The 24,223-nt window shown below is 42.2% G+C and carries 20 protein-coding genes; 4 read left to right on the top strand and 16 right to left on the bottom strand.

What is annotated here, in order from left to right; genetic code table 11:
• Window positions 1–10 precede the first annotated feature (10 nt).
• From ligD to MD536_RS01160, 3 genes are read right to left on the bottom strand one after another with little or no spacing between them, the layout of a single operon-like run.
• Entirely contained in the window at window positions 11–2,380 is a 2,370-nt protein-coding gene (gene ligD, locus MD536_RS01170; protein WP_239594923.1) for a DNA ligase D, read from the bottom strand.
• Window positions 2,381–2,391: 11 nt separating this feature from the next.
• Window positions 2,392–3,669 carry a PQQ-dependent sugar dehydrogenase gene (locus MD536_RS01165; protein WP_239594921.1) on the bottom strand — a complete coding sequence of 426 codons (1,278 nt, stop codon included), beginning with the start codon at window positions 3,667–3,669 and terminating at the stop codon, window positions 2,392–2,394.
• Window positions 3,670–3,697: 28 nt separating this feature from the next.
• Window positions 3,698–4,135, bottom strand: coding sequence for a hypothetical protein (locus tag MD536_RS01160; RefSeq protein ID WP_239594919.1), 438 nt, complete (start codon window positions 4,133–4,135; stop codon window positions 3,698–3,700).
• Window positions 4,136–4,241: 106 nt separating this feature from the next.
• On the opposite strand from MD536_RS01160, the gene MD536_RS01155 reads away from it, so the two are divergent.
• Window positions 4,242–5,639, top strand: a complete 1,398-nt coding sequence (locus MD536_RS01155; RefSeq protein WP_239594917.1) for an alpha/beta hydrolase family protein — start codon at window positions 4,242–4,244, stop codon at window positions 5,637–5,639.
• On the opposite strand, the gene MD536_RS01150 is transcribed toward MD536_RS01155, so the two are convergent.
• The 12 genes from MD536_RS01150 to MD536_RS01095 all read right to left on the bottom strand — a co-directional run bounded on the left by MD536_RS01150 (window position 5,623) and on the right by MD536_RS01095 (window position 19,557).
• On the bottom strand, window positions 5,623–6,180 hold the full coding sequence (locus tag MD536_RS01150) for a sugar O-acetyltransferase (RefSeq protein ID WP_239594916.1): 558 nt from the start codon (window positions 6,178–6,180) through the stop codon (window positions 5,623–5,625). The genes MD536_RS01155 and MD536_RS01150 overlap by 17 nt on opposite strands.
• 6 nt (window positions 6,181–6,186) lie before the next feature.
• Window positions 6,187–6,954: a LytR/AlgR family response regulator transcription factor gene (locus tag MD536_RS01145; RefSeq protein WP_239594914.1), complete on the bottom strand. Its 768-nt coding sequence runs from the start codon at window positions 6,952–6,954 to the stop codon at window positions 6,187–6,189.
• Window positions 6,951–7,970 (bottom strand): sensor histidine kinase, encoded by a 1,020-nt coding sequence (locus MD536_RS01140; RefSeq protein WP_239594912.1) that lies wholly within the window; start codon window positions 7,968–7,970, stop codon window positions 6,951–6,953. The genes MD536_RS01145 and MD536_RS01140 overlap by 4 nt, the downstream gene beginning before the upstream one ends.
• A complete protein-coding gene (locus tag MD536_RS01135; RefSeq protein WP_239594910.1) occupies window positions 7,970–8,713 on the bottom strand; it encodes a hypothetical protein in 744 nt (247 codons plus the stop codon). The genes MD536_RS01140 and MD536_RS01135 overlap by 1 nt, the downstream gene beginning before the upstream one ends.
• A gap of 150 nt (window positions 8,714–8,863) precedes the next feature.
• On the bottom strand, window positions 8,864–10,237 hold the full coding sequence (locus MD536_RS01130) for an RtcB family protein (RefSeq protein WP_239594908.1): 1,374 nt from the start codon (window positions 10,235–10,237) through the stop codon (window positions 8,864–8,866).
• A 3-nt stretch (window positions 10,238–10,240) separates the two neighbouring features.
• The gene (locus MD536_RS01125) at window positions 10,241–11,827 is read right to left on the bottom strand and encodes an AAA family ATPase (protein WP_239594906.1); all 1,587 of its coding nucleotides are present in this window, start codon (window positions 11,825–11,827) and stop codon (window positions 10,241–10,243) included.
• A gap of 22 nt (window positions 11,828–11,849) precedes the next feature.
• Window positions 11,850–13,847, bottom strand: a complete 1,998-nt coding sequence (locus MD536_RS01120; RefSeq protein WP_239594903.1) for a TonB-dependent receptor — start codon at window positions 13,845–13,847, stop codon at window positions 11,850–11,852.
• Between the two features lie 111 nt (window positions 13,848–13,958).
• The gene (locus MD536_RS01115; RefSeq protein ID WP_239594901.1) at window positions 13,959–14,612 is read right to left on the bottom strand and encodes a metal-independent carbonic anhydrase family protein; all 654 of its coding nucleotides are present in this window, start codon (window positions 14,610–14,612) and stop codon (window positions 13,959–13,961) included.
• A 56-nt stretch (window positions 14,613–14,668) separates the two neighbouring features.
• Entirely contained in the window at window positions 14,669–14,902 is a 234-nt protein-coding gene (locus MD536_RS01110) for an HTH domain-containing protein (protein WP_239594899.1), read from the bottom strand.
• A gap of 23 nt (window positions 14,903–14,925) precedes the next feature.
• Entirely contained in the window at window positions 14,926–16,158 is a 1,233-nt protein-coding gene (locus MD536_RS01105) for a DUF3999 family protein (RefSeq protein ID WP_239594897.1), read from the bottom strand.
• The gene (locus MD536_RS01100) at window positions 16,142–18,454 is read right to left on the bottom strand and encodes a DUF2339 domain-containing protein (protein ID WP_239594895.1); all 2,313 of its coding nucleotides are present in this window, start codon (window positions 18,452–18,454) and stop codon (window positions 16,142–16,144) included. Before MD536_RS01100 ends, MD536_RS01105 begins: the two co-directional genes overlap by 17 nt.
• Window positions 18,455–18,555: 101 nt before the next feature.
• Window positions 18,556–19,557, bottom strand: coding sequence for a hypothetical protein (locus MD536_RS01095; RefSeq protein WP_239594892.1), 1,002 nt, complete (start codon window positions 19,555–19,557; stop codon window positions 18,556–18,558).
• A gap of 131 nt (window positions 19,558–19,688) precedes the next feature.
• Here MD536_RS01095 and MD536_RS01090 point away from each other — a divergent pair, with 131 nt between their 5' ends.
• Together MD536_RS01090 and MD536_RS01085 are read left to right on the top strand one after the other, a co-directional pair.
• On the top strand, window positions 19,689–21,566 hold the full coding sequence (locus MD536_RS01090) for a tetratricopeptide repeat-containing sensor histidine kinase (RefSeq protein WP_239594891.1): 1,878 nt from the start codon (window positions 19,689–19,691) through the stop codon (window positions 21,564–21,566).
• A gap of 34 nt (window positions 21,567–21,600) precedes the next feature.
• Window positions 21,601–22,257 (top strand): response regulator, encoded by a 657-nt coding sequence (locus tag MD536_RS01085; protein ID WP_239594889.1) that lies wholly within the window; start codon window positions 21,601–21,603, stop codon window positions 22,255–22,257.
• Here MD536_RS01085 and MD536_RS01080 read toward each other — a convergent pair.
• Window positions 22,254–23,363, bottom strand: coding sequence for a hypothetical protein (locus tag MD536_RS01080; RefSeq protein ID WP_239594887.1), 1,110 nt, complete (start codon window positions 23,361–23,363; stop codon window positions 22,254–22,256). The genes MD536_RS01085 and MD536_RS01080 overlap by 4 nt on opposite strands.
• A gap of 170 nt (window positions 23,364–23,533) precedes the next feature.
• On the opposite strand from MD536_RS01080, the gene MD536_RS01075 reads away from it, so the two are divergent.
• The gene (locus MD536_RS01075) at window positions 23,534–24,184 is read left to right on the top strand and encodes a hypothetical protein (RefSeq protein ID WP_239594884.1); all 651 of its coding nucleotides are present in this window, start codon (window positions 23,534–23,536) and stop codon (window positions 24,182–24,184) included.
• Window positions 24,185–24,223: the final 39 nt, after the last annotated feature.

Below are 24,223 nucleotides of genomic sequence, written 5' to 3'. Positions count from 1 at the left end.
ATGAATAAATTTATAGTTGTTGCAGCCGTTTCAATGCTGCCATCATATCAATTCCTTTTCCCAGTACAGGTTTGAAAAGATCACCCCGCTCGTTCAGTAAAGAAGGTACATTCCGCAGGTTGAAATCCTGCATCTTCAATCCCTGTTTTACTTCTTCCCAATGCAGCGGCATGGATACGGTTGCTCCTTGTTTAGGTCGAACTGAATAAGGGGCTGCCAGCGTAGCCTGCGAACGATTCTGTAAAAAATCAAGATAGAGCTTTCCCTGTCTGTTGCTAACTGTTCGCTCCAGGGAAGTATACCTGCTTGTTTCCTGCTGTACCATTGTAACCAATACCCTCGCAAACTCCCGCGATTGCTCATAGGTATATTTCTTACCTAAGGGAATATATACATGTATACCGGTTGATCCGGATGTTTTTGCATAAGCAGGTATATCAACACTTTCCAGCAAGTCATGAATCACATTGGCAACATCAATCACCTGGGAGAAATCCGTTTTGCTACCAGGATCTAAATCCAGCAAACACCAATCCGGATGGTCTGGCTTTTTAATCGTACTGCTCCAGGGATTGATTTCAATACAGCCAAAATTCACCAGGAACAAGAGACTTGCTTCATCCTTCACCACCAGGTAATTTTTGTCTTTCCGATCACCTTCTGTACGATAAGGAAAAGTGGCTGCCCAATCCGGCACTTTACCGGTTACATTTTTCTGGTAAAAACGTTTGCCCTTGTAACCATCGGGGAAACGGTATAAAGACTGCGGACGATCCTTTATATAAGGCAAAATATAGGATGCGATCTGATCATAATAATTGAGCAAATCGCGTTTGGTAAGCTTGTCTTCCGGCCAGAATAATTTATCGAGGTTGGTAAACTTTACTTCTTTATTATTGACTTTTTTAATCACTGTTTTGAGGCTGCGATCGGGCAGTAACAAATCCGGCTCTTTTTCCAGCACCACTTCTGGAGCGGCTTTATCATCACGTATACCCTTAAACGAAGGATGCCGGAATACACCCTGCTCCGTTAGTTCAGTATAACTGATCTCACATAATAGAACCGGTTTCAACCAGGTGATTGGATCCCGTAAATCAGGCTTCATAATTGATGCCTGCTTTACAACCAATGGCTTGAATTGTTTCATCAATTCCTGCTGTTGTTTATCTGTAAAACCGGTGCCAACTTTCCCAGCATACTGCAAGTGTCCATTTTTATATAAACCTAATAACAGTGCACTGAACAGTTTGGGTGATTCTCCCTTTTTCGTATACCCAACAATGATTGCTTCCTGCCGGTTTTGTGTTTTAATCTTTAACCAGTCGGCAGATCGTTTGCCCGACTGATAGGTACTACTCAAGCGTTTGCCGATGATACCTTCCAATCCCATTTCACGCGCACTGTCCAGCAAGTCGGTACCACGCCCTTTAATAGTGAATCCCATCCGGATGGTTGGATGATCGGAAGGAAGTATCTCCTTTAGTAACTGCATGCGTTCAGATAATGGCAATCCTCTCAAATCCTTTCCGTTGTACCAGAGCAGATCAAATACATAATAGATCAGTTCCCCATCCGCCTCTGTTTTCCAATGCTGCAATTGTTGAAAGCGCGCGATTCCTTTATCGTCTGTTACTACTAACTCTCCATCCAGTATTGCATTGCATTCCAATTCCAGTAAAGCTTCAGCAATGGGATGATATTTATTTGTGTAGGAACGACCATTTCTTGAAATCAAATCAACCTTGTGTTCATTCATATAAGCCAGTACCCGATACCCATCCCATTTGATCTCAAATTGCCAATCCTTGTCATTGAAAGGAGCAGTGTGAAAGGTTGCCAGCATAGGAGAAATAGGCCCTGGAAGTTTTGGAACAGTGGCTGCGTCATCTTTATGTTTAATCAGCAACCAGGAATTATCCTCCATGCCCTTTGTTTTCACCAGGGCAAATTCGCCTTTCAATTTTTTACCCTTGAGCTGAATTTTAAGTGACCCCTCTTTGAGTTGTTTCAACAGTAGTCTTTCCTGGGCAGCTTTCCCTTTAATCGTATCAATAGGTGTATAGGTACCACTATCCCAGATTTTTACTTTGCCTGCACCATAATTTCCCTTTGGAATGATGCCTTCAAAATCCTTATAATCAAAAGGATGATCTTCCGTCATGATGGCCAGCCTCTTATCAGCCGGATTCATAGAGGGACCCTTCGGCACTGCCCAGCTTTTGAGCACGCCCTCCATTTCCAGCCGAAAATCAAAATGGTGCCGGGACGCATGATGCTCCTGCACCACAAAAACTAATTGTTTGGGGTTGGTTTTACCCGATTGAGGTTCGGGACTTTTTCTAAAATCGCGCTTTTTTAGGTAGGTTGTTAATCCCATTGCGCAAGGTTTTAGCTATCGGTTGAGATCCTCCAGATGGTATCGCTGGTATCGTCCGTTAACAGCAGTGAGCCATCCTGCAGCAGAATAATCCCGGTAGGCCTGCCCCTTACTTCATCCTTTTCAGGATCAACAATAAAACCTGAGAGAAAGGACTCTGGCTGGCCGGAAGGCTTTCCATTTCTAAAAGGTACGAATACTACTGCATACCCGGAAAGTTCAGACCGGTTCCAGGAGCCGTGCTGCGCAATAAAAGCCCCGCCGCGGTATTTTTCCGGGAACTTATCCTGCGTATAAAATGCGAGGCCAAGAGAGGCTGTATGCGGACCAAGAGAAATATCCGGCACAATGGCTTTTTCTACCAGCGCGCTATCCATATCCTCTTTTTTGATTCGTGGTTCCGGATGCTGACCAAAATAACTATAGGGCCAGCCATAAAATCCGCCTTCCTTAACTGAAGTAAAATAATCGGGCACCAGGTTATCTCCCAGGCCATCGCGCTCATTAACGGTAACCCATAGGGTCTGCGACTGAGGCTCCCAATCCATACCCACTGGGTTGCGCAATCCGGATGCATAGACCTTAAGCCCAGTTCCATCGGGATTAATTTCCCATATACGGGCTTTGTCTTTTTCTTCTTCAAGGCCCTTTTCACCAACATTGGATCCTGAGCCTATGGCGATATAGATTTTGGTTCCTTCTTTATTGGTGATGATATTCCGGGTCCAGTGCCGGTTGTGTTTACCTGCGGGTAATTCAAGTATCTTTTTGCCGGGCTCGGTAATCATCAACTGTCCATCTGTGTAGGGATACATCCACAATCCATCTGTATTCGCAACATAGAAATTTCCCTTTAGCAGCAGCATACCAAAAGGCAAATGGAGGTTTTCCAAAAATATAGCACGCTGATCAGGAATACCATCCTGATTGGTATCCCGCAATAGGGTAATCCTGTCAGCACTTTTGCGCATATCATTGGATTTATTGGCACCAACAATAGCTGCACCAATTTTTTCCAGGAAACCATGGGGGGTATTGGATTCGGCCACCAATACATCTCCATTAGGAAGCTGATACAGCCAGCGCGGATTCTGAAAATCATCCTCATACCGGCTTACCTTAAAACCAGCTGGCGCGATGGGTGTTTTGTTATCCTGCCACCCGATTACATTACTGAAATTCATTGCCGATCGGGTGGCATAAGGAGGAGGAAGGGTATCCTGCGCAACTGCGGCTTGAAAGAGCAAGACGCTAAAAAGCAATACTAACTTAGGGGCATACACTGGCATACCCGGATTAATAAAAAATCATGCCCGATCAGAGCCCGATTTTCTTCAGGTGCCTTACCTGGTCAGAAGGCAATGTTTCAAAGTTAGCTGTTTGGGACAACTGCCCATTGTTGTTATAGCGAATGGAATGAGCAACTTGTAATCTTTCCTTGTTTAAACGTAAGGGGATAGATTTTTCGATCGTTAATGCTTGCTCCTCAACAGGAAAATCCAAAATTGGCCTGGTTATCACTGTATCCCATTTTTGCGTAAACGTACCAGTCTCCATATTGATTACACCGGCGGTGAGGGTCAGTGAAGTTTCCACCTGACGGAATGTGGGCGCTGAATAATCCCCGGCAGCATATACGGAAAATACCACCTGCCTGTTAACTGGTATTTCTACCGGTTCTACAAGATCTGAATCTTTCGAACATCCTATTGCTGACAGAGCCAGTACTAACACAAAAGCTATAATTTTAAGCATTATCCAGGTTTTGACGCAAGTTGATTAGCAACTACAAAAACTAAAACAGAAATTGGATTGCTGGTTGTTACTGCGGATATATGGTAGCCAAAAAAAATACAAATACATGATAAAAGGTTTAATAGCGCTAATCGCATTGCTGACGGGCATGGTGGTACATGCTCAGGATATCGAGGGGAAATGGGCTGGTACTTTAGAAGTGGGTGCTAGCAAATTAAGAGTGGTGTTTAATATCAGTAAATCGGCAACCGGCTATACAAGCACCATGGATAGTCCGGATCAGGGTGTCAATGGCATACCGGTTACAAAAACCATTTTTGAAAACTCCACACTTACACTTTCTATAACCAATGCCGGTATAGAATATAGCGGAGAATTGAAAGGCAAAGAAATAACAGGCGAGTTTAAGCAGGCCGTAAGAACTTTCCCTTTAACACTTAACCAGGACAGTGAAGAACCTAAACGAAATACACGCCCGCAGGAACCAATCCCTCCCTACCCCTATCATACCGAAGAGGTAGTATTTGAAAACAAAAAAGCAGGCATACGACTAACGGGAACACTTAGCCTTCCCAATAAAGAAGGAAATTTTCCGGCAGTAATACTGATCAGTGGAAGCGGTCCGCAAAACCGGGATGAAGAGATACTTGGACATAAGCCCTTCCTCGTATTGGCGGATTATCTTACTAAAAAAGGAATTGCTGTTTTGAGATACGACGATCGAGGTGTTGGAGCCTCCACAGGCGATTTTAAAACTGCTACCACCTTTGATTTTGCGGATGATGCAGCAGCTGCCCTTGCTTATCTGCAAACCAGGAAGGAAATCAATCAAAAAAAACTGGGACTACTGGGACATAGTGAAGGTGGAATTATTGCTCCCTTATTGGCATCGCGCTCCAAAGACGTGGACTTTGTGATTATGCTGGCCGGTACCGCCTTACGCGGAGATCGCCTCCTGTTGCTGCAACAGGAATTAATTGCTAAGGCAATGGGAGTTCCTGAAACAGAAATTGCAACATCAAAAGAAGTGAACAGCAGCCTGTTTGCCATCCTGTTAAACAATGAAAAAGAGGAATTGGCAAAAGAAAAAGCAAGAACGTATTTAAAGGATTTCATGAGCAAGAACGCTTCTTTACAAAAACCGGCAGGAATGAGTGATGAGGCTTTTATCAATACACAATTGGCACAGCTCTTTAATCCCTGGATGCTGAATTTTTTGAAATACGATCCTGCTCCAGCTTTAAAGAAGGTAAAATGTCCGGTACTGGCGCTCAATGGTGATAAAGATTTACAGGTACCTGCTGATGCCAATCTAGCTGTGATAGAGCAACAATTGAAGGCTGCAGGAAACAAAAAAGGAAGCATTAAAAAGTATCCGGGATTAAATCACCTGTTCCAGGAAGCAACAACCGGTTCCCCTTCAGAATATGGAAGCATTGAACAAACCATTGCACCGGTGGTTTTGCAGGATATAGCGGAATGGATACTTAGCCGATCGTTCTAATGATTCTGCAGGGATTACCGGCAGCGATGGTATCAGATGGAATATCTTTTGTTACCACGCTGCCTGCTCCAATAATGCTTCGGTCGCCAATACTAACACCCGGACAAATCACCACGCTCCCACCTATCCATACATCATCTCCAATGGTAATGGGTTTGCCATATTCCAGTCCTGAGCTTCTTTCTATGTGGTTCAGCGGATGCGTGGCAGCATAGAGTTGAACATTGGGTCCAAACATAGTTCTGTTTCCAATGCGTACAGGAGCCACATCCAGAACTACACAATTGAAGTTGAAAAAGACCCGTTCACCGATCTGGATATTGTAGCCATAATCGCAATAAAAGGGGGGCTGTAACCAGAGATTATTCAATGAATCAGGCAGCAGCTTTTGTAAAATGCGAGTTCTTTCATCCGGATCATCTTCACGACTTTCATTCAGCGCTTTCAGAAGCAGGCGTGTTTGAATACGATCTTCTACCAATTGTGGATCAAGCGGATCATAAAGCTCACCGGCGATCATTTTTTCTTTTTCGGATTTCATAGCAATTTATTGATCCAGCCATTCCCTAAAGGAGGCGGTAGTAGCCTGGCTGGTTTTATAATAATCGGGATATCCTTTTAGTTTAACTGCCAGAATGTTTTTGGAGAAGCGCTCCACTTTTTCAATAAAGTTTTTACTAATTAATTCACTCCGGTTTAAGCGAAAAAAATCAGCCGGATTCAATTGAGCTTCCGCCTCCCGCAGGGTTGGATAATTCAGGATATGTTTTTTACCATCCTTGTCGTGTGCCAGCACAAGGCCATCCATTGCCTCCAATAAAACGACCGTATCTACTTCCAGCAAATAGATGCGCTGACCATTTTGTACAGCGAAACGTTTTTTAAACTTCTTTTCCGATAGATTTTCTTCTATTAATTTGTAGAGATTCGTAAGTTGTACATCCTTCAACTTTTCTGATTTGCGGAGTAGTAAAAACTTATTCCAGGCTTTCAGAAATCTGTCTTTTGAAAAGGGTTTAAGGAGATAATCAATTCCATTGGTTTCAAATGCATTCATCCAGTACTGATCATAAGCTGTAGTAAAAATGATAGGGCACCCAACCGGTACCTGCTGATAGATATCAAAGGCAGCTCCATCATGCAGCTGGATATCCGAAATCAGCAAATCGACCGTGGTTGATTGAAGGAACTCAATTGCTTCAGCAATGCTGCCCATCTCCCCCACTACCTCTGTGGGTTCCTCCAATTCTGCAATGAAACGTTTCAATTTCTGGATAGCAGGGAGTTCATCCTCTATGATGGCAATTCTGATCATTGGGCGTTATAAATTTTGGGTACCCGTACAAGAAATTCTAATTCCGTCTCCTCAATTTCAATTACTTGTTTCGTTAGCAGTTGGTATTGTTCTTTCAAGTTGTTCAATGCTTTTCCGGATATATTATTTTCTATTCGTTTGGGTTTACGATTATTAGACACTATAATATCTTCACCTATACTAATATTGATACGAACCGGATCCGCTGAAGTACCCAGATTATGTTTTACAGCATTCTCTATTAGAAGTTGCAGGGTTAGCGGAATAATATAACCTTCCCGATCACGCCTATCAATTTTTAACTGGTAAGATTTTCCGTACTTATGTTCTATCAGGTTATAGTATTGCTCAGCAAATCGCAGCTCCTCTGCTATCGGGACGATCTTTTGATTATCTGCCTGCAGCACATAGCGGTAAATATCAGCAAATTCATTCAGAAATTCAGAGGCCCTTTCTTTGTCTTCGTAAATAAGCTGGTCCAGCACATTTAGATTATTGAATAAAAAATGTGGGTTTAACTGAGCCTTGAGCTGAGTCATCCTGCTATCGTACAAGGCCTTGTTGTAATCGGCCAGTTGTGCGGATTGCTTTTTGTTTTTTTTGTAATAGGTATAGGCCAGGAAAAAACTCCCATAAATAAAACCATCAAGCAGGTAGGTGAAGCTAGCCAGGATAAAGGTTTCCTGGTTAAAGTTTCTTTCAACATTGCCAAACAGGATAGCTATCAATAAACTGATAAGGTGCAGAATCGCGAGGTAAGTAATCAGGGATACTGCTGCCAATTTCACCCAATCAATCATCCTGACAACATCTGCTTTCAAATAGAGAATGGTAAAATACCGCATTACAGCAAAAAGGATCAGGGCATTGAAGAGGGTTGAAACAGCACCATCCGGGGTGAAAATATACCAACTCAACTCATTCCTGACGAGTATCCTTGTGTAAATTGATTGCGCATAAGCAAACAGCACAATAAACAGCAGGAAGAAGCGGTTGGTATAGATTCGTAGGAACATTATTTCTTTTCAGGGAATGAAGCAATAATATTCCCTTTTTCGTCAAAAAAGTCAAGTTTGGCGTTGTTTTGTTTGTCCACGTAGAACATTGCCCTTGGCATACCCTTGTTATCAAAGAGGAAGAGGCCATTGCTTTCGCTGCCTGATTTTCCCAGCATCATGCGGGGAACATCACCCACTAATCCGGCTTCCCTATATTGATTGTATTTTTCCTGGCTGGCTTTGGGATCTTTTTTGCGAAGCTCCTCCAGTTCCTTCATGATTTCAGCTGATTTGAGCTGGCTTTCCTTGGAGGGGCGGTCACTAAACCGTAAACTGCTACCCACATAACGGCGGTCGCCCTCTTTATAGTCTTCTGTTATAAGCTGGAACACCTGGTCTCCATCATATTGGTCGTAGGTCAGGGAAAGGCCGGCACTATGCCCATTGGCTGTTTTCTTGCCATCATAGATAAAGCCACCGCATTCAATGCCTTCTTCATTAAAAAACAACATACCAGAGCGTTTTTTACGGTCTTCATTGGTTGGACGACCATTAATTTTGGTAGTACCATTCGGAAAGCGATCGACATTGGTAATGATCATTTTTACTGTACCATCCTTTTCAACAATATTGATTCGTTCCACATCAATCTCACCGAATTTCTGGTTACCAAATTTTTTAAAGGCGGTAGTGCTAATGAAAAACAACCCTACTACGGTTGCCACTGCAAATGCGCGAAGAAAAATCAATTCCCGGTTCATAGTTAACTCTTTAGTTGTAAAAAATAAGGAGTTAAAACTAGGATGCTGTACATGGAGGGCCATGGCAAAAACAATGAACAAGGGAATAAACCCGATTAATCAGGGAATTTGAGGAATAAACGAGTCATGCAATGGTTATTAAAAACTCCTTTATTTGAGCCGGTTTGCTCTCGCTTTGAGTTTCCACGGCGCATCTATTTGCCAATTCCCCGCCATGATACAACCATAGGGCATGATTTCATCCAGAACCTCTCCGAGTCCAAACTCTTTCATCTGCTGTTTTACCATTTCTGCATTTTTATACGCACTGGGTAATTCGGAAATATCAATTTGATTAGAAAAAAAACGGACATCCAATCCCTTAGTCTCTTCGTAAAATATCTGTTCAATTGTTTTGTGTGAATTATTTCTAATATGCCGCCCGCGACTAATATTTCTACCCGCACCATGTGGTGCAAATCCCAAATTATTTTCAGTAGTGGTACCTTTTACGATTAGAACAGGCTCACTCATATTCAAAGGAATCAGCCGCAACCCATCTTTACTATCCGGTACAAATTTGTCGTCGAGTGGTGTTGCCCCTTTGGCATGATAAAACAAATCCTGTTCTTTAAAGACAAAATTATGTTCATTCCAAAACCTATCAAGTGGCTCAGTATGCAGCTTCTGTGATGTGGCATCGTGAATAGTTGCATGGTTCAATTTCGTCCATTCACGAACCAATTGCAGTGCTTCCCAATATAGTTTTCCTTCCTCGGTGTCGAAAGGAATCCATGCATTCTTTTCTGATGTTAAGGGAGAAATCTCACGTCTGAAATACGCTGCTATTTTCATTCCCTGGGTATAGAGATTGGCTCCAAAACCCCGACTACCATGATGGGTTACCATCATCGTTTCTCCGGTTTTTTTTGAAACCCCGACAAATAGAAAATGATTTCCATCTCCCTGAGTAGCCAGGTGGGATTTTGCAAAACTCAGACTGCGTTCTGAATTCAAATACCTGTTCAGTTTAATTTTTTCTTCCAGCTCCTTAGGTAAGGCAGAAAAAGAATCCCGACCGCCTCCGCCAAAATGTGTGACAGAATGTGCCATATCCAAAACTAGTTTTGGCGACAGCTGGCCATAATTTGTCATCATCACAGAACAACAAATATCAGCACTATGCATGGAAGGATGAATGGCATTACGGGCAATCACCACACCACCTACAGGTATTTGACCTGCTCCGGTTGGACATGCGTCAGGCATTACTGCACCACCAATCAAAGTAGGTGTGGTCATCATACTATGCATTGCATCCATTACCATTTCTACATTCTGTGTTTCCTCTTCATTTTCTGCCCTGATATTCTTGTAAAACGGAACAGGTGCTGAATGAGGTTCCATATGCTTAGGGCGCACAGATTCCACATATTGTTTCAAACTATCACCACAAAGCTGGTGTTGATTGGCATATGCGATAACCTCTTTAAACCATTTGCCCTGTTTAAAACCCAGGTCAATTAAATCTTTACCTGTTATCATTTTTTAGTATTTATCCTGAATACCTGCCTCTATACGTTTCCTTTTAATTTCTTCCTTATTTTCCCGAAGGTAGATAATCGATGCATCGAGTTCCTCTTCTTTTGATTTTTTACAACTATCAAGGTTTGCATCCGGAAGAAATTGTACGTTCTTGTAGACCCGATTGCAGGTGGCGATATCCTGTACTTCTGCCCGAACTTTTTGTACGATAGGAATCAATTTATCCACATCATTAAAAGCATAGCCATTCAGGTAAATACCAACGATTTGGTTGAAAGCGGAAAAAAGGTGCATGAGTTCAAATGCCTCACTGCCCATACCACCCATCTGTTCCTTATCCACCATTCCCATAAAAATTCTGGCCCGGTTTTGCGCGGTATAAAACCAGTAAACAGCTTGGTCTTTTTTTCCCAGATCATACAGGCGAATCGATAATACATACAGGGCTTCAATCGGCACTTCATCAATTTCAGCCTTAATGCGATCGGCCAGAGCAAGCAATCTGGCAGGATGCTCTTCCCGTAACTGCCCACTGAACTTACCAACCTGAATGGTCAACGGATCATAATTATAAACCGGAACCGCATAAAAAGGTATCCGGGAATTTTTTAATTGCAGGGAAAGATCCGCCACTGCACCTACTGCCTCTTTAAAACGACTTTCCCAGGATCCGGTCAGCTCAGTAAATGAAATACCGTAAGACTGCAATACTGTCCGGTGTGATTCATCCAGTTTATTACGCTGCTCTTCCCCTAACCGTGTACCATCCTGAACAAATGGCACATCCCTGGTACAATACAGATAGAGGTCTGCTTTATTTCGATGAAAAACCGAATCAGGAAGGTTCAGGGTGCTGCCAAAAAGAAAGCGGGCATAGGAGAGCGTGATATGAATATCCGTATCAATTATGAGTAACGGATGTGGACCTTTTGTGGCCTCTTCGATCCGCCTGGCATGTTCAATAGCAACGCTTTCCAATTGATCAAATTCTACTGAATCAGAATGAGCAATCAAATCGCGGCCGGCCTCCTGCACAACTGTACACTGGAAATAATCAGCCAATTGGTTGGCAAGGGTTGTTTTCCCCGTACTTTCAGTACCCAGAATTACGACCTTTAAAGCGAAATCAGGTTTGACACTGTCTGGCAGAAACTCCCAATATTTCGTCCGATCGGATCGGATAGCAGATGCTGAAACCGGATACAGATTCCTTGGGATATCAAAAGCAATATGTTGGATTCCCATAAACCCGGCCACATAGTCACCATATTCTTCTGAGGTAATAACCAGTTCATAATCAGGTAAAATCTCTTTAAACTTCTTTGACCAAATGAAAGAGACTTGCTCTGAAGCTACGGAAGTATTGGGGAGGTCTTCTTCCAGGTAATGAAGTACACGAATTTCCAGATCAGGCTCCATTGGGAAAGCATCCTGAATCCATTGGACTCTCTTTTCTGGAGGAGTTTCTTCATAATTACTGCAACAGATTAGTACGGTAAGAAAATCTGCTTTCGACAAGGCAAAGCGGATCAATGCTTCATGTCCTTTGTGAAACGGTAAAAACTTTCCAAAAACAAATGCTTTTTTCATTTATCAGATCTAACGGTGAAGCCTACTTAAAAATATACTGTATGGAGGCATAAAAATGGAAAGGAGCCTGGACAAAATATTTCGCGGTTCCGTCAAAATCAATATACCCCTGGTTGAAATACGAAGTATTTAGCAGATTATTCAGAAAAAGTGAAACCTGCAATTTTGAAAACTGATAGGATGCTCGGCTGTTCATAAGAAAATAGCTCCGCAGCTTTACAGAGTTGGCATAATCAATATATGCACCCTGCTGGTATCGGCCGGAAAGGGATAGCGTAAGCTTTTCTCTGTTGTAAAGGAATTCCTGATTAAGCAAAACAGGAGGTGTTAGAATAGGAGAAAACCGGATTGATTTTTCTTTTATCCTGCTATAGTTTACAGAAGCGTTATTGACTAATTGCAGGCACCTGGAAACCCGATAGCTGAAACTCCATTCCAATCCCGTCCTAAAGCTATTTTCTACATTATTGGTTAGGGCCAGGCCATTTGGACCGAATTTTCCATCCAGTACAATTTCATTTTTAAACCGCATGAAATAAAGATTTATATCCAGCTTCCAATTCTTTTTCGCGACTCTCATTCCAAGTTCCTGATCGAATACATATTCCGGATCAGTGTTAAACAAAAGAGCTTTTCCGGTACTATCGGCCAAAAGGTCATCATTTCCACCAAACATATCATTCCGGGTAGGCTCCCTTCCTGAATATCCCATACTATAATACCATGTAGTGCTTGAATTCCTGATCCAGCTCATTCCAAGTTTTGGGTTTAAAAACTGCCATTTCAATGCTTGCATAGGAACTGCACCGGTATAGTTAAACTGAACAAAGCGGTATTGCATATCCGTAAAAAACCGGAAGCTGGAATGTGTAAGTTCCCCCTTGAAAAATCCACTTAGTTCATTTTTATTACCGGTATTCTGGTATAGTTGTCCCAGTAGCTTTTCACTGCCGGTATGTTGTCTGCTATAGCTATTTCCATGAATACCAAGCGTAAGTTTAGCCCTGTTTTTTGAATAGGAGAAATTGCTGAAGAATCCTACCAGATTGGACTGAACCGCATATCGGTACAACTCCGGAGTGGAAGGAAGTCCCAAAAAATTATTCAGGTCAAAATCATAACTGCCGGTTAAAAAACTGTAATACAGACTGGAACGCAGGGCAGCATATTTATTGAATTGAACGCCATTCTGTACCTGTGTCAGGAGCTGGAAGAAGCGATCCTTTTCCTGCCGGGAATTGGCATTTGTTTTTCGATCGCGGCTAATCAATGAGTCTGAAACGCCGATCCAGGCTAATCCGTTTCGTTGATTCCCTGCAACCAGGTTGAGTTTCCATAAAGAGTTGTCTTTAAAAAGACCAGTGCTTAGAAAAACGGATTGTGAATTATTATCCGAATGGTATTTATATCCATCACTTTGAATATGAGAGGCCCTCAGGTAAACTGCCTTTTTGTTTTTCAGTCCGGATTTGTATTCACCAAATACACGCATACTGTTAAAGGACCCCCACCCTATTCCACCAACAAAACCGGAAGAGTCGGTAAGATCAGGTGAAAACAATTGAATGCTACCAGCATAACTGGCCATACCATTTTTAGAGGTACTCACCCCCCGCTGTACTTGAATCTGGCTAACCGAGTTGAATAAATCAGGTAAATTGGAAAAATAGGCGCCCTGGTCTTCGGGTTCATTCAGAGGCACTCCATCGAGAGTCATGTTGATCCTGGTTTGATCTATCCCCCGCATTCTGAAATAAGAATAGCCCTGCGAGCTGCCTGCATCAGAATAATTTGTAATGGAGGGCGTTTCCGCCAGCAGGAATGAAGGCTCCTGTCCGGTTAGTCTTACCTTTACCTCTTTTCCCCGGATATTTTGAAAGGTGACCGGCGTATGCTTATCTGCCTGGTAGGTAACAATTACCTCCTTTAAGTTTTGTAAACTATCAGAAGGGCTATTCTCTTGTGCATTCAGCAGTACACTATAGAAAAAAGAGCAAAGTAAGACAGCGGTTAGTTTCATGTAATATCAGTGCATTCAGCAAGTGTTGAATTTACATAATTAATGCACGACACCAAATCTATGGAAACAAAAAAAGTACCGGCTAAGCCAGTACTTTTACAACATTCAATTTTATGGTTTAAAGGGCAATGCTGATTTATGCACAATGATGCGCAGTTTGCCATCTTTCCCTTTTTTAAAGACCCAGGTTTTATCGACCATAACTTCTTTTCCATCTTTACCTGTCACCCAAACATTGCCCATTGTAATAGCAACGGAACCATAAATCTGAATGCCTTCGTTGTTTTCACCTGCATTATCATAACGGGCCTTCACCCAGGGGGCTAGTGCAAAACCTTTGTCATTTGGATAGTCGGGATCGCCTCCGACAAAGTAGGCCAATGCGCCCTTTTTGTTGTTTCGGAATGTTTGATCGCCATAAGCGAGTGTCGGCTTAAAAAACACCTTCCCATAATCATAGTTATAGGCTTCCGATAGTACCTGTTTCGCGAAGGCTTTATAATCACCTCCTTCTTCCTTTAGCTGGCCAATTTTAACCAGTGCATCGCACCATGCCTGCTGGGCTGCATTCACTTCTTCATAAGTAATGATATCCTGTGCACCTTCTTCTACATAAACCAAACCCAGTTCATCAATTACCCGCTGAACTTTTTCATTCGTTTTAGTTTGCGTCTGCTGGGGTTCAGTTTTCGCCTGCTGGGTTCCATCATTACAACCGTAACTCAGTACCGCAACTACAAATGTCAGGAGTGTTAGCTTCTTCATGAATATTTTTTTGGTGGTAAATAATTCATGCGAAACTACCTCAACAGAGTGCAGTCCTATTGCACTCTGATAAAGGAAATGTTAAAAGACCCATCTTCCTTATAACAGTAGGAATTTTTGATTTTACAAAAGTAAACCGGAGCCCCCATTTCTTTCATGACGGTAATAAATTCAATAGCGGTGCGTCTGGAAACACCCAATTTTTCACCCAGCTGTGAACTGGTACCCGTGGCTTTGGTTTTTATCAAGCGATCAATCGTCTGGAACCTTTTTATAAATGTTCTGGGCATAGCATTGATTTACAGCACAAGGTTTATTTCTTTTTGAGCATTGAGAAGGTAAATCCTCCAAGCAGTACAATGATAATCCCCATCACAATCCATAACCACCATTTGTTATCGAAAAACGACTCTCCTACTTTGGGTTCCTGTATCCCGCTGTTCAGTTCTTCTCCCATATCCACCAACTGAGCTTCTAACGGAACTTTGTCTGCAAAATGGTTCAAATCGTAAACGGGCCTGGAGGCATTCTTATTTCCATAATACAACGCATAGGTTCCTGGCATGGAGAAACGAGCCAGTAATTCATGTACATATCCTTGAAGCATAACCTCACCAACTGACAGGGCTTGATTATCCTGGTTGTCAATAATTATCCTGAGTTTCTGAACCAGCCTGCTCTCCCACTCCCACTGCTGTTTTTCAAAAGAGTTTAGTGTACCCGATAGCAAGGTTTGATAATTATACATCCAGCCTTGCTCTGTTTTAACACTATCGGTTAAATATTGAATGGTGATTGGGCGATAATAATCAACCGTATCATTGATTTTGATTTCAAGGGAGCTAACTGGTACAGGGTGTTCCAGCAGCAGCTCTACAATCGTTTGTTTAGTCTCTTTTTTCTCAATAGTTGTAAATTTCTTCACCGGGTAAGTCAGATGTTTCCCGGGTTTTAATTGTTCATTAATAATACTGGCAGTAAGTAATTCCGGCTGAACAGGACTGTTAATAGAAATCCTATAGTAACGAAACTTAGCATCTGAAAACTTCAGTGTTGTAAACTTAAAACTAGTTAACTCATTTTTAATCGAAAGAATTCGATAATCGTTTAAAACAGTAAACCAGTCCTGCTGATTCTGACTACCTTCCAGTTTAATCTTCCAGTCAAAATTCAGTTGTTTAAAATCAAGCTGAATCTGATTGACAGCTTCAGCAGTAGGAATTTCAAAACTGAAGTAATATCCGTTTGCATTGCTGGCACGATTGATCGTTTTGAATTCAACTGTTCGTTTACTGATTTTATTTGTTGCTATTCGTAACAAATAAGGCGCTTCTACAGTGTCCTGTGCTGGAGTCAGACCATAGATTCGGATATCAGAAAAGTCTTCATTCAGGTGACGATAGATATCATCGGGAAGTTGAATGGTATGCCATTGAGAGGAAATATCTTTTAACTCTCTTTTGTAACGATAGTCCTTTATTTGGGTAAAGGCGTGGAGGTTACAGAACAGCAACACAGTTCCCAGCAGCTTAATTCTCCAATTCATCCGTAATAATATGTTTGTACTTATTGTATAAAAATGATATTACCAGTAGCAATACTCCTAAGGACACAAATACAATCGTTTTAGCAATGGTATCCAGATGAGCGATATCGTAGGTAAAAAGTTTGATCAGTGTGATACCAAATAAGGCGATGGCACCAATTCGCAGCGGCTTGTTTTTCTTCCAAATACCCAGGGCAATCAGGAATAGGGAATACAATCCCCACAAAATACTTAAACCCAGTTTGTAGGACTGAGTTGACTGGGCAATGTCCATCCAGTGGATCAATTCACTACTGGCAATCCAAAGGATTGTAGTATGCAGCAGAAAATCAAATGCAGGTTTCATAGTAAGTTTCATGAAATCCTGTTTGATATATTTATAGCAGGTGAATAGAGCGATCGCAATAAAAACAAATGAGATATATCGAATGGTGATATTGAAACTTCCCCTTTTGTAATATTCTGATAAGGTTTGACTTAAGTACGATTCACGAAGCTCACTCAGATCGTACAATCCCTGGGTCAGATAAACACCAATAGTAAGCAGTATTATCACCAGGTTAACATACCCGAAATTCCGGTTTCTGAAATACCGGAAGTTGACAAAACCGAGTACGGAAACGAAAGCAAGTGAGTATATAATTATCCAAAGATTTCTGAACTTAACCAGGTCGTGGTTCCAATAACTGTTTGGATAGGTTCCATCACCTGTTTTAATTTCAAGTGCAGAATCAAAAAAACGATCATTCCAATAGTTGGTTATTTCAACCCGAATACCCAGGTACATAATAAGCACCAGCATAAAAGGTAGAAAATAAGAAATAATGGATGCGATTTCTTTTTTTGATTCAAAAGCAGGTTTGAATTCTTTTTTGTGATGGATAAAATTGATAAATCCAAATGCACCCAGAAATAGTAAATAGGTCAGAAACTGGATGTTGAAAATGGGTCGCGACTGGTTAGTGTTTACCATCCAGTCCTGAAGAATACTGAAAAATGCCAGCAACATCAGTGCATAGGAAATTTTTTCATATACGGGTGCCTGTTTGGTTCGGCCAATCCAGAACAATAAGGCAGCTTCTCCAGCCCAAATCAGGGTAACCCAATTGCCATCCAGTTGTACGGGAATGGCGATGGTGATAAAAACCAACACGAGTCCGGATACCAGGTAAAATATGGTCCGGTCTGCCAGTTGTTTTCGGTAAATGACAGCGCTAACTACAAAATGAATGATTGCGTTACCTAGCGTGAAAAGCCCTAACAGGTGTTTACCGGTCGGGTGATCGGCCAGTATGGCATAACCAAGTCCATAAAACAGGAAAGAGTTCAATACCAGCATCAGCACATCGCTAACCACAAACTGCTGGTTTTGCAGGAGTTTATAAGCCAGGAAAGTCAGATAAAAAAGTATAAAATTGATCGTTAAAAAAAGAAGTGATAAAGTAAAATGTTGTTCCTGCACATAAAAAAATGAAAACCAACTTGCATAGATTATCCAGGTAAATCCAAAAGCAGCATAATAAAGAGGTTTCCAGTATTTTTTTACTGCAATGGAGAGAATTCCCAGGTTAATAATAGCCATATAGGAAAAAAGAATCCCCACTTTGCCAGAACCATCGCTGAGTAAAAAGGGTACTGCGTAAGCGCCGACTAGTCCGACAAGTGCAATCACCTGCCGGTTGTAATGGAGAGCAGCCACAACCGTAAAGACAGTAAAGAGTAACATCAGGAGAAAGGCAAACCATTGGGGAAATAATGCATACAAACTATATGCTGTGTAGGTAATGAAATACATCACCGCCATTGCTCCGCTTAATAAAACAGCACTGAAACTTTCGTATTTCGCTTTCAGTTTTATTGAAAAACCAAGAAGGCCCAACCCCACCAGGTAACCAAGAATAATACGGGTAAGCGGGCTAATGAGTTCTTTATCGATAGCATATTTGGCGCCTATTGCAACACCTATTACAGTGATCACAATACCAATTTTATTGATCAGGTTTTCACCTATAAATTTCTCCCAGTCCGATTTTTCTTTTGGCTTGATGATCGTTGGTGCGGGGGGCCGGTAAGGTTCGATTACCTGTTGCACCGGTTTCACCGGATTGGCAGGTTCGCTGGATTCTTTAATTTCCCGAAGCACTGATTTTTCCGCGCCAATAAATGGCTTTTCCTCCTTTAGTTGTTGTATCTGATATCGAAGATTGTAAATCTCCTTTGCAAATTCTTCATGCCTTTTTAAAAGCAGTTCTAATTTACCAAGGAGTTGATTTATTTGCTCGCTGTTATCGCTCATATTATAATTGGCTGGAATTAATATTAATTCCAGCCAATATATGTATTATTCGGTTGAAGTACAAAGAAGACCGAATAAGGAGCCAGGAAAAACCAACTTCACTAGCGATTTGAATTAATGTAGGCTACCAGGTAAGTATTGAAATTATCCAGCGCGTCAAGTACTGCCTTTTTATAAAGGGCAGGATCAGCTTTTACCGTGTAGGTGAACTCACCTGTAGCGCGACCATTACCTACCAGTCCACCACTGAAAATGGCTGCCATATCACCCGCCACATTAGACTTGAAGCGTTTCATCGTTTCCGGCATGCCTTTACTAGCCTGTGTTTCCAGTGCATAACCCAGATCCGAATGGAGTGCCTTATCATTTGGCATGATGGCATTGGTATACCCCCAATTGCGGCCTGTAAACAAGGCATAACTTCCATCGCCGCGCATCTTGGCCCCCTGGGATACACCTTCAATCCGGATCCGAGGAATCAGGGTGGATTTTGATTTGGTCGTGGTAATCCCCTGGATATCGCGGGCTGACTGACTAATCTTCAATACAAATTCAGCGAAGTCGATGGTGATGAAAACCTGCCCAACCGGCTTCTTCAAATCATTACCTAAAGAAGAATGGGGCCCCATCATACCCACGGGATATTCAATATAGGGGGCTTCATTGGCCGTAAGGATGCGACTCACACCCCAGTTTTTCTTAAAGACTTCCCGGTTGCGGTCTGAATTTTTCTCTACTAATTTTTTGTAGGAATCGGATTCACGATACTCCTCAGATAATCCAATACCATTTTCTTTCAGCTTTGCAGCCAGTCGCACGTAATATTCATTCGCAATCTCCTGCATCAATTGTTCATCGATGCCCTCCAGGAAGGCCCAGGAAATAATATTGCCGGCCCCCCGCTTCTCAATGTATTCACGTGAGGCAAGTTTGAATTGCAGATTCACACTAGTTAAACAGGCTTCGGTTTCACCTTTGAAAGGGGATCGGTGATTGCCTTTGGGAGCAAAAAACTTACTGGCTTCCTTTTCTGTAACCTGGCTAAATGCGGATTCGGTTACTAATAAACTGGCTGGTAATAACAGGAATAGGATTTTTTTCATGGAGAAATACATTTTTCAGTAAAAATCCAGACAATCCGGTCCATCCGCAATACGCAATTCTTCGTATTACTGCGTATACACTTCTCCGTTTGTGTGAATTGTTTAAATTCACCTAAGAACCCAAACACCGTATGTACATAGTTTTTAAACCAGCAGCACTGCTATTGGCCTTTGTGCTGAATGCATTGCTGCTGACAGCTCAAAACAATTCTGAAACTGATTCCCTGAAAGTTGTTTTCAACAAAACATCCAATGCAGCTGAACAGGCTAAGCTGCTCAGTGATCTCTGCTGGGCCTATCTACCTGTTTCCATAGATTCGGCTATTCATTACGGTCAGCAGGCTGTAGTAGTGGCATCCAGGATCTCCAATCCAGGCCTCGAAGCGCAGGCCCGAAATGACTATGGCACAGCCCTGCTGCTCAAAGGAAATCTGGATGCCGCTATTGCAGAACTGTCCACAGGCATGACTATCCGAAAATCATTAAAAGATTCCAGCGGCACGGCATCCATTCAGCTCAAATTAGGTAATTGCTATTATAAGGCCGGCAAGTTAGACAGTGCCATGTTGCATTTCACATCCGCCCTGGCTTATTTTGAAAAAGAGAACAAGGTATTTGAATCTGCCCAGGTGCAGGGCAATATCGGAGCTTTGTATTTCACGATGGGAAACTATTCGAAAGCCATCGACTATCAAACCAAAAGTGCCGGATTGCTGGAATCCCTTAACCGTACTTACGAACTATCAAATACGCTGGTTAATATCGGTAATACCTACCTGAAAACAAAGGACACTTCAAACGGATTGATTTATTACCGCAAAGCACAGGATATTGCCGGCAGCTCTAAGAACATCTATGCACAGTCAGCAGCCCTGAATAACCTGAGTAATATATCTATTGGGAAAAAAGATTTTGATGAAGCTATTCGCCTGGCGGAACAGAGTATCGAACTGCGTAAATCCATGGGACTCGATGGAGAACTGGCCAGCGCAAGAGCGACGCTCGCAATTGCTTATAATGCTACTGGATCATTCAAACCTGCCCTGGAACAATTGAAACTCGCCCTGCCCGTTGCAGCAGCAGGCGGATTATCAGAACAGCTCATCAGCATTTACTTGCAAACGGCTATTGCCTATGGAGGGCTTCAGCAGGCAGACAGTATGCAATATTATCTGGGACTACATGAAGCAGAAAAAAATCGTTTTACAGAAAATGAGATGCTCAAAGCTTCCGCCGAATTGGAAACCAGGTATCAGTCGGCACAAAAAGACGCAGCCCTGGAAAAAAGCAAAGCCAGTTTACGATTCCGAAACCTGGCATTAGGTGGAGTGAGTGTACTACTCTTATTGGCAATTATAATTGCTCTGCTCTACTTTAAGCAACAAAAACTGAAGGCAGGTGCGCAGGAGATGGCGCGACTTAATGATCAGCGCATGCAGATTTCCAGAGAGCTGCATGATAATATTGGTTCTTATCTCACTTTCATCAAGGCCTCAGTTGAGCAGGCGAATGAAGGATCTACTCCATCCGTTCCCTTGCAGGATATTCGACAGCTTACAGATGAAACAATTGCCGAATTGCGAAAAACCGTATGGTTGATGAACAATCCGGATGTAAGCCTGTCTGCCTTTAATTCCAAACTCATTGATTATTATAAAAAAATCACACAGGTAAAAGTGCTGCCTGTTACCGGTAATCCTGACCTGGTGTTGGGCAATCAAATCGCAACGCATTTATTTCGTATGATCCAGGAAGGAGTAACCAATGCACTCAAACATGCCAGCGCCAGCCTGGTGACTGTTCAGTTAGTAGCGGAAAATGGTTTATTGAAAGCCAGCATCAGTGATTCAGGAACAGGAATGGATACCAGCAATGATAGCATGGGAGCAGGCCTTCGGAACCTGCGGGAACGCGTGAAGGAGCTCAATGGAACCCTGGAGATTCATAGTGAAAAAGGAAACGGGACCAGGCTGACAATTGAGCTCCCTTTGATACGCAGTTTTGCGTAGGACGATTGCTTTTTTGAATCTATAGATTTGTACTATGTCTATTAAAATTGCGATAGCAGAAGACAATGCCCGGACAAGAATTGCCATTGTTCAAAAACTGGCACAGGATCCATCAGTCCAGGTTTGTATTGAAGCGGGCAACGGGGCCGAGCTACTGGAAAAAATGGAAAGTCAGACCATTGACCTGGTATTAATGGATATTGAAATGCCGGAGCTTAATGGTATTGAGACTACTGCGCATATAGCAGAACGTTATCCCTATTGTAAAGTCATCATGCTTACTACATTTGATGACGATGAAAAAATCTTTCAATCAATTTTAGCCGGCGCCAGTGGATACCTTTTAAAAGATGAAACCGGCACAGAACTGATCTCCTACATTCAGCAAACCATCGCCGGAGGGGCTGCCATGTCGGCCAGTATTGCACTGAAAGCACTGAACTATATTCGTGCTGCAGAAGCTTCTAAACCAAAGCAAGCTGGTCAGCAACCTGACTGCCACCTAACTCCAAGAGAAATCGAATTACTTGAATTATTAAAAGATGGATTGGGTTACAAGCAGATCGGGGCCAGTTTGGAGATCAGCGAAGGAACAGTTCGTAAGCACCTGGAAAACATTTACCGAAAGTTGCAGGTGAACAATAAAGTAAGTGCCATCAATGCCGCTATGCGCAACAACTGGATTTCTTAAAGCGATCGCTGTACAACTGCCAGTTGCCGGTTACTAAGCAGCAGGCAGTAGAGCTTACCATTCACTTCTTCCACATCGAGCAGGCGGGAACAGGGATCCAGTTCAGCGGGCAGAGAATAGGTATATTCTTTAAAATTGGTCCCATCAAATACACCCAGTATTTTACAATCCGCATCCCCTTTACCAATCAGCATGTATAGCTTACCGTTAGCAGATTTAATGTTGGAAACCTGGAAATGCAATCCATCTGAAAGCTCTTTTATGGTTTGATCTGTATCCAGATTGCGCAATTGATTGGCGCGGATCCCATACAATGCATTACCCATACCTGCATAAAACAGATAGGTACTGTTAAAACTGCCGTCAAGGGTTTCCTGAAACACATGCTCTTTGCCAGTTTGCAAAGACTGACCATTGTAGAAATAATTCCGAACAATATCCAGGCGGTCAAACGCTCCGTTGATCTGGCGATAGGAAGTGAAATTGATACCAGCTGCAGATGGAATCACGACCTGATTAAGCCCGGAGTTACCAATTTCCTGTTTCTGATCAAAACGTTCCAGCGTGAGGTTCCATAGAAAACTGGTTCCATTACTTTGTTGCGCTACAAGTTGCAGTGTGCCCTGGTTTTTATACCAGCGCAGATTCTGCAAAGGCGCTTGAACCAATCCGTTATGATCGGTGAAATCTAGTCGGGCTATGTTTTCAAACGCTGAATTGATCCACTTGTAGAGAAAATAGGAATACCGGAAAGTGGAAACCTGTCCCGCCTGGTAAGGTTCCCGAAATTCCATGATTCCATAAAACATATTATTAAAAGAGGTAAGCAGTACAAATTCCTGGTTGGGTTGTTCATATTTGCGCCAGCCATCCTGCAAAGGGAAGAGAAAGATACTGTTGCGGTTACCGAATTCCGAGCTGGTAGCACTTATGAAGGGTTGGTTATTGTGTATGACCAGGTCGGCCTGTTCATACAAGCGTGAGTCCCCAGGCAGTTGTTCGATTAGTTCAAAAGCAGCATTGATTGTGGATTCATCTTCTTTGCTTTTGCTACAGGAAACAAATAAGCCGGTGCAAATGACCAACCAAATTGGAATGCATTTCATATACTGGATTTTAAAAGTGGAATAAAAATCTCGCTAATTCCAGACTGCTGCAATACGCAAAAATTCGTAGGAGTTTTTGAATTGGAGACGCTGCAAGCTTATCAAGTTCCTCATTCTTAACTTTCCCTTTTCCCGTTTTTTGCTGTATTTGCGCTCAACTTTAAAAACCTATGAATAAAATAGCTATACTACTAGTTGGACTACTAGCAACTTCAATTTCCATATCCGCGCAGAAGTCTCTTCAGTTCTCTCAATTGCAGAAAAAGGGAAAACTGGTTGTGGTCAACCGGACCATCACAGTTGAAAGTGATGAACGGTCTGATTATATCAAAGTATCGGAGTCGGAAGGGGAAGGAATTATCTGGTTACCGGTTGGGAACATTTCAACCGGTATCTTTACACTGGAATTAAGAGGCAAAGATGAGTTTCAGAAAAGTTTTGTTGGAATTGTTTTCAACGGACAAAATGATTCTACCTATGAAGCAGTTTATTGCCGGCCTTTTAATTTCCTTGCAACAGATTCCGTTCGAAGAATTCATGCCATCCAGTATATTGCCCATCCGGAATATACCTGGAAGAGATTGAGAGACGAACGGAATGCCGAGTTTGAAAATGCTATACAATTTCCTCCGGAGCCCAATAATTGGTTTAGTATGACCATCCACGTTACTGATACCGAAGTTATTGCAATGATTAATGGAAATGCAAGTCCGGCTTTGAAAGTAAACCGCTTACGCACAGCCAAATCTGGTAAAATCGGAATCTTCCTGGGTGCCGGCAGTGGAGGAGATTTCAGAAAACTTGTTTATACCGGTAAATAGGTTAAATTTAGTTGAATACGAGAACCTTAAAACTATTCA

Source organism: Flavihumibacter cheonanensis, assembly GCF_022352215.1.
GTDB lineage: Bacteria > Bacteroidota > Bacteroidia > Chitinophagales > Chitinophagaceae > Flavihumibacter > Flavihumibacter cheonanensis.
The sequence above is the reverse complement of the archived record's forward strand: the minus strand, read 5'-3'. Positions and strand labels throughout refer to the sequence as shown.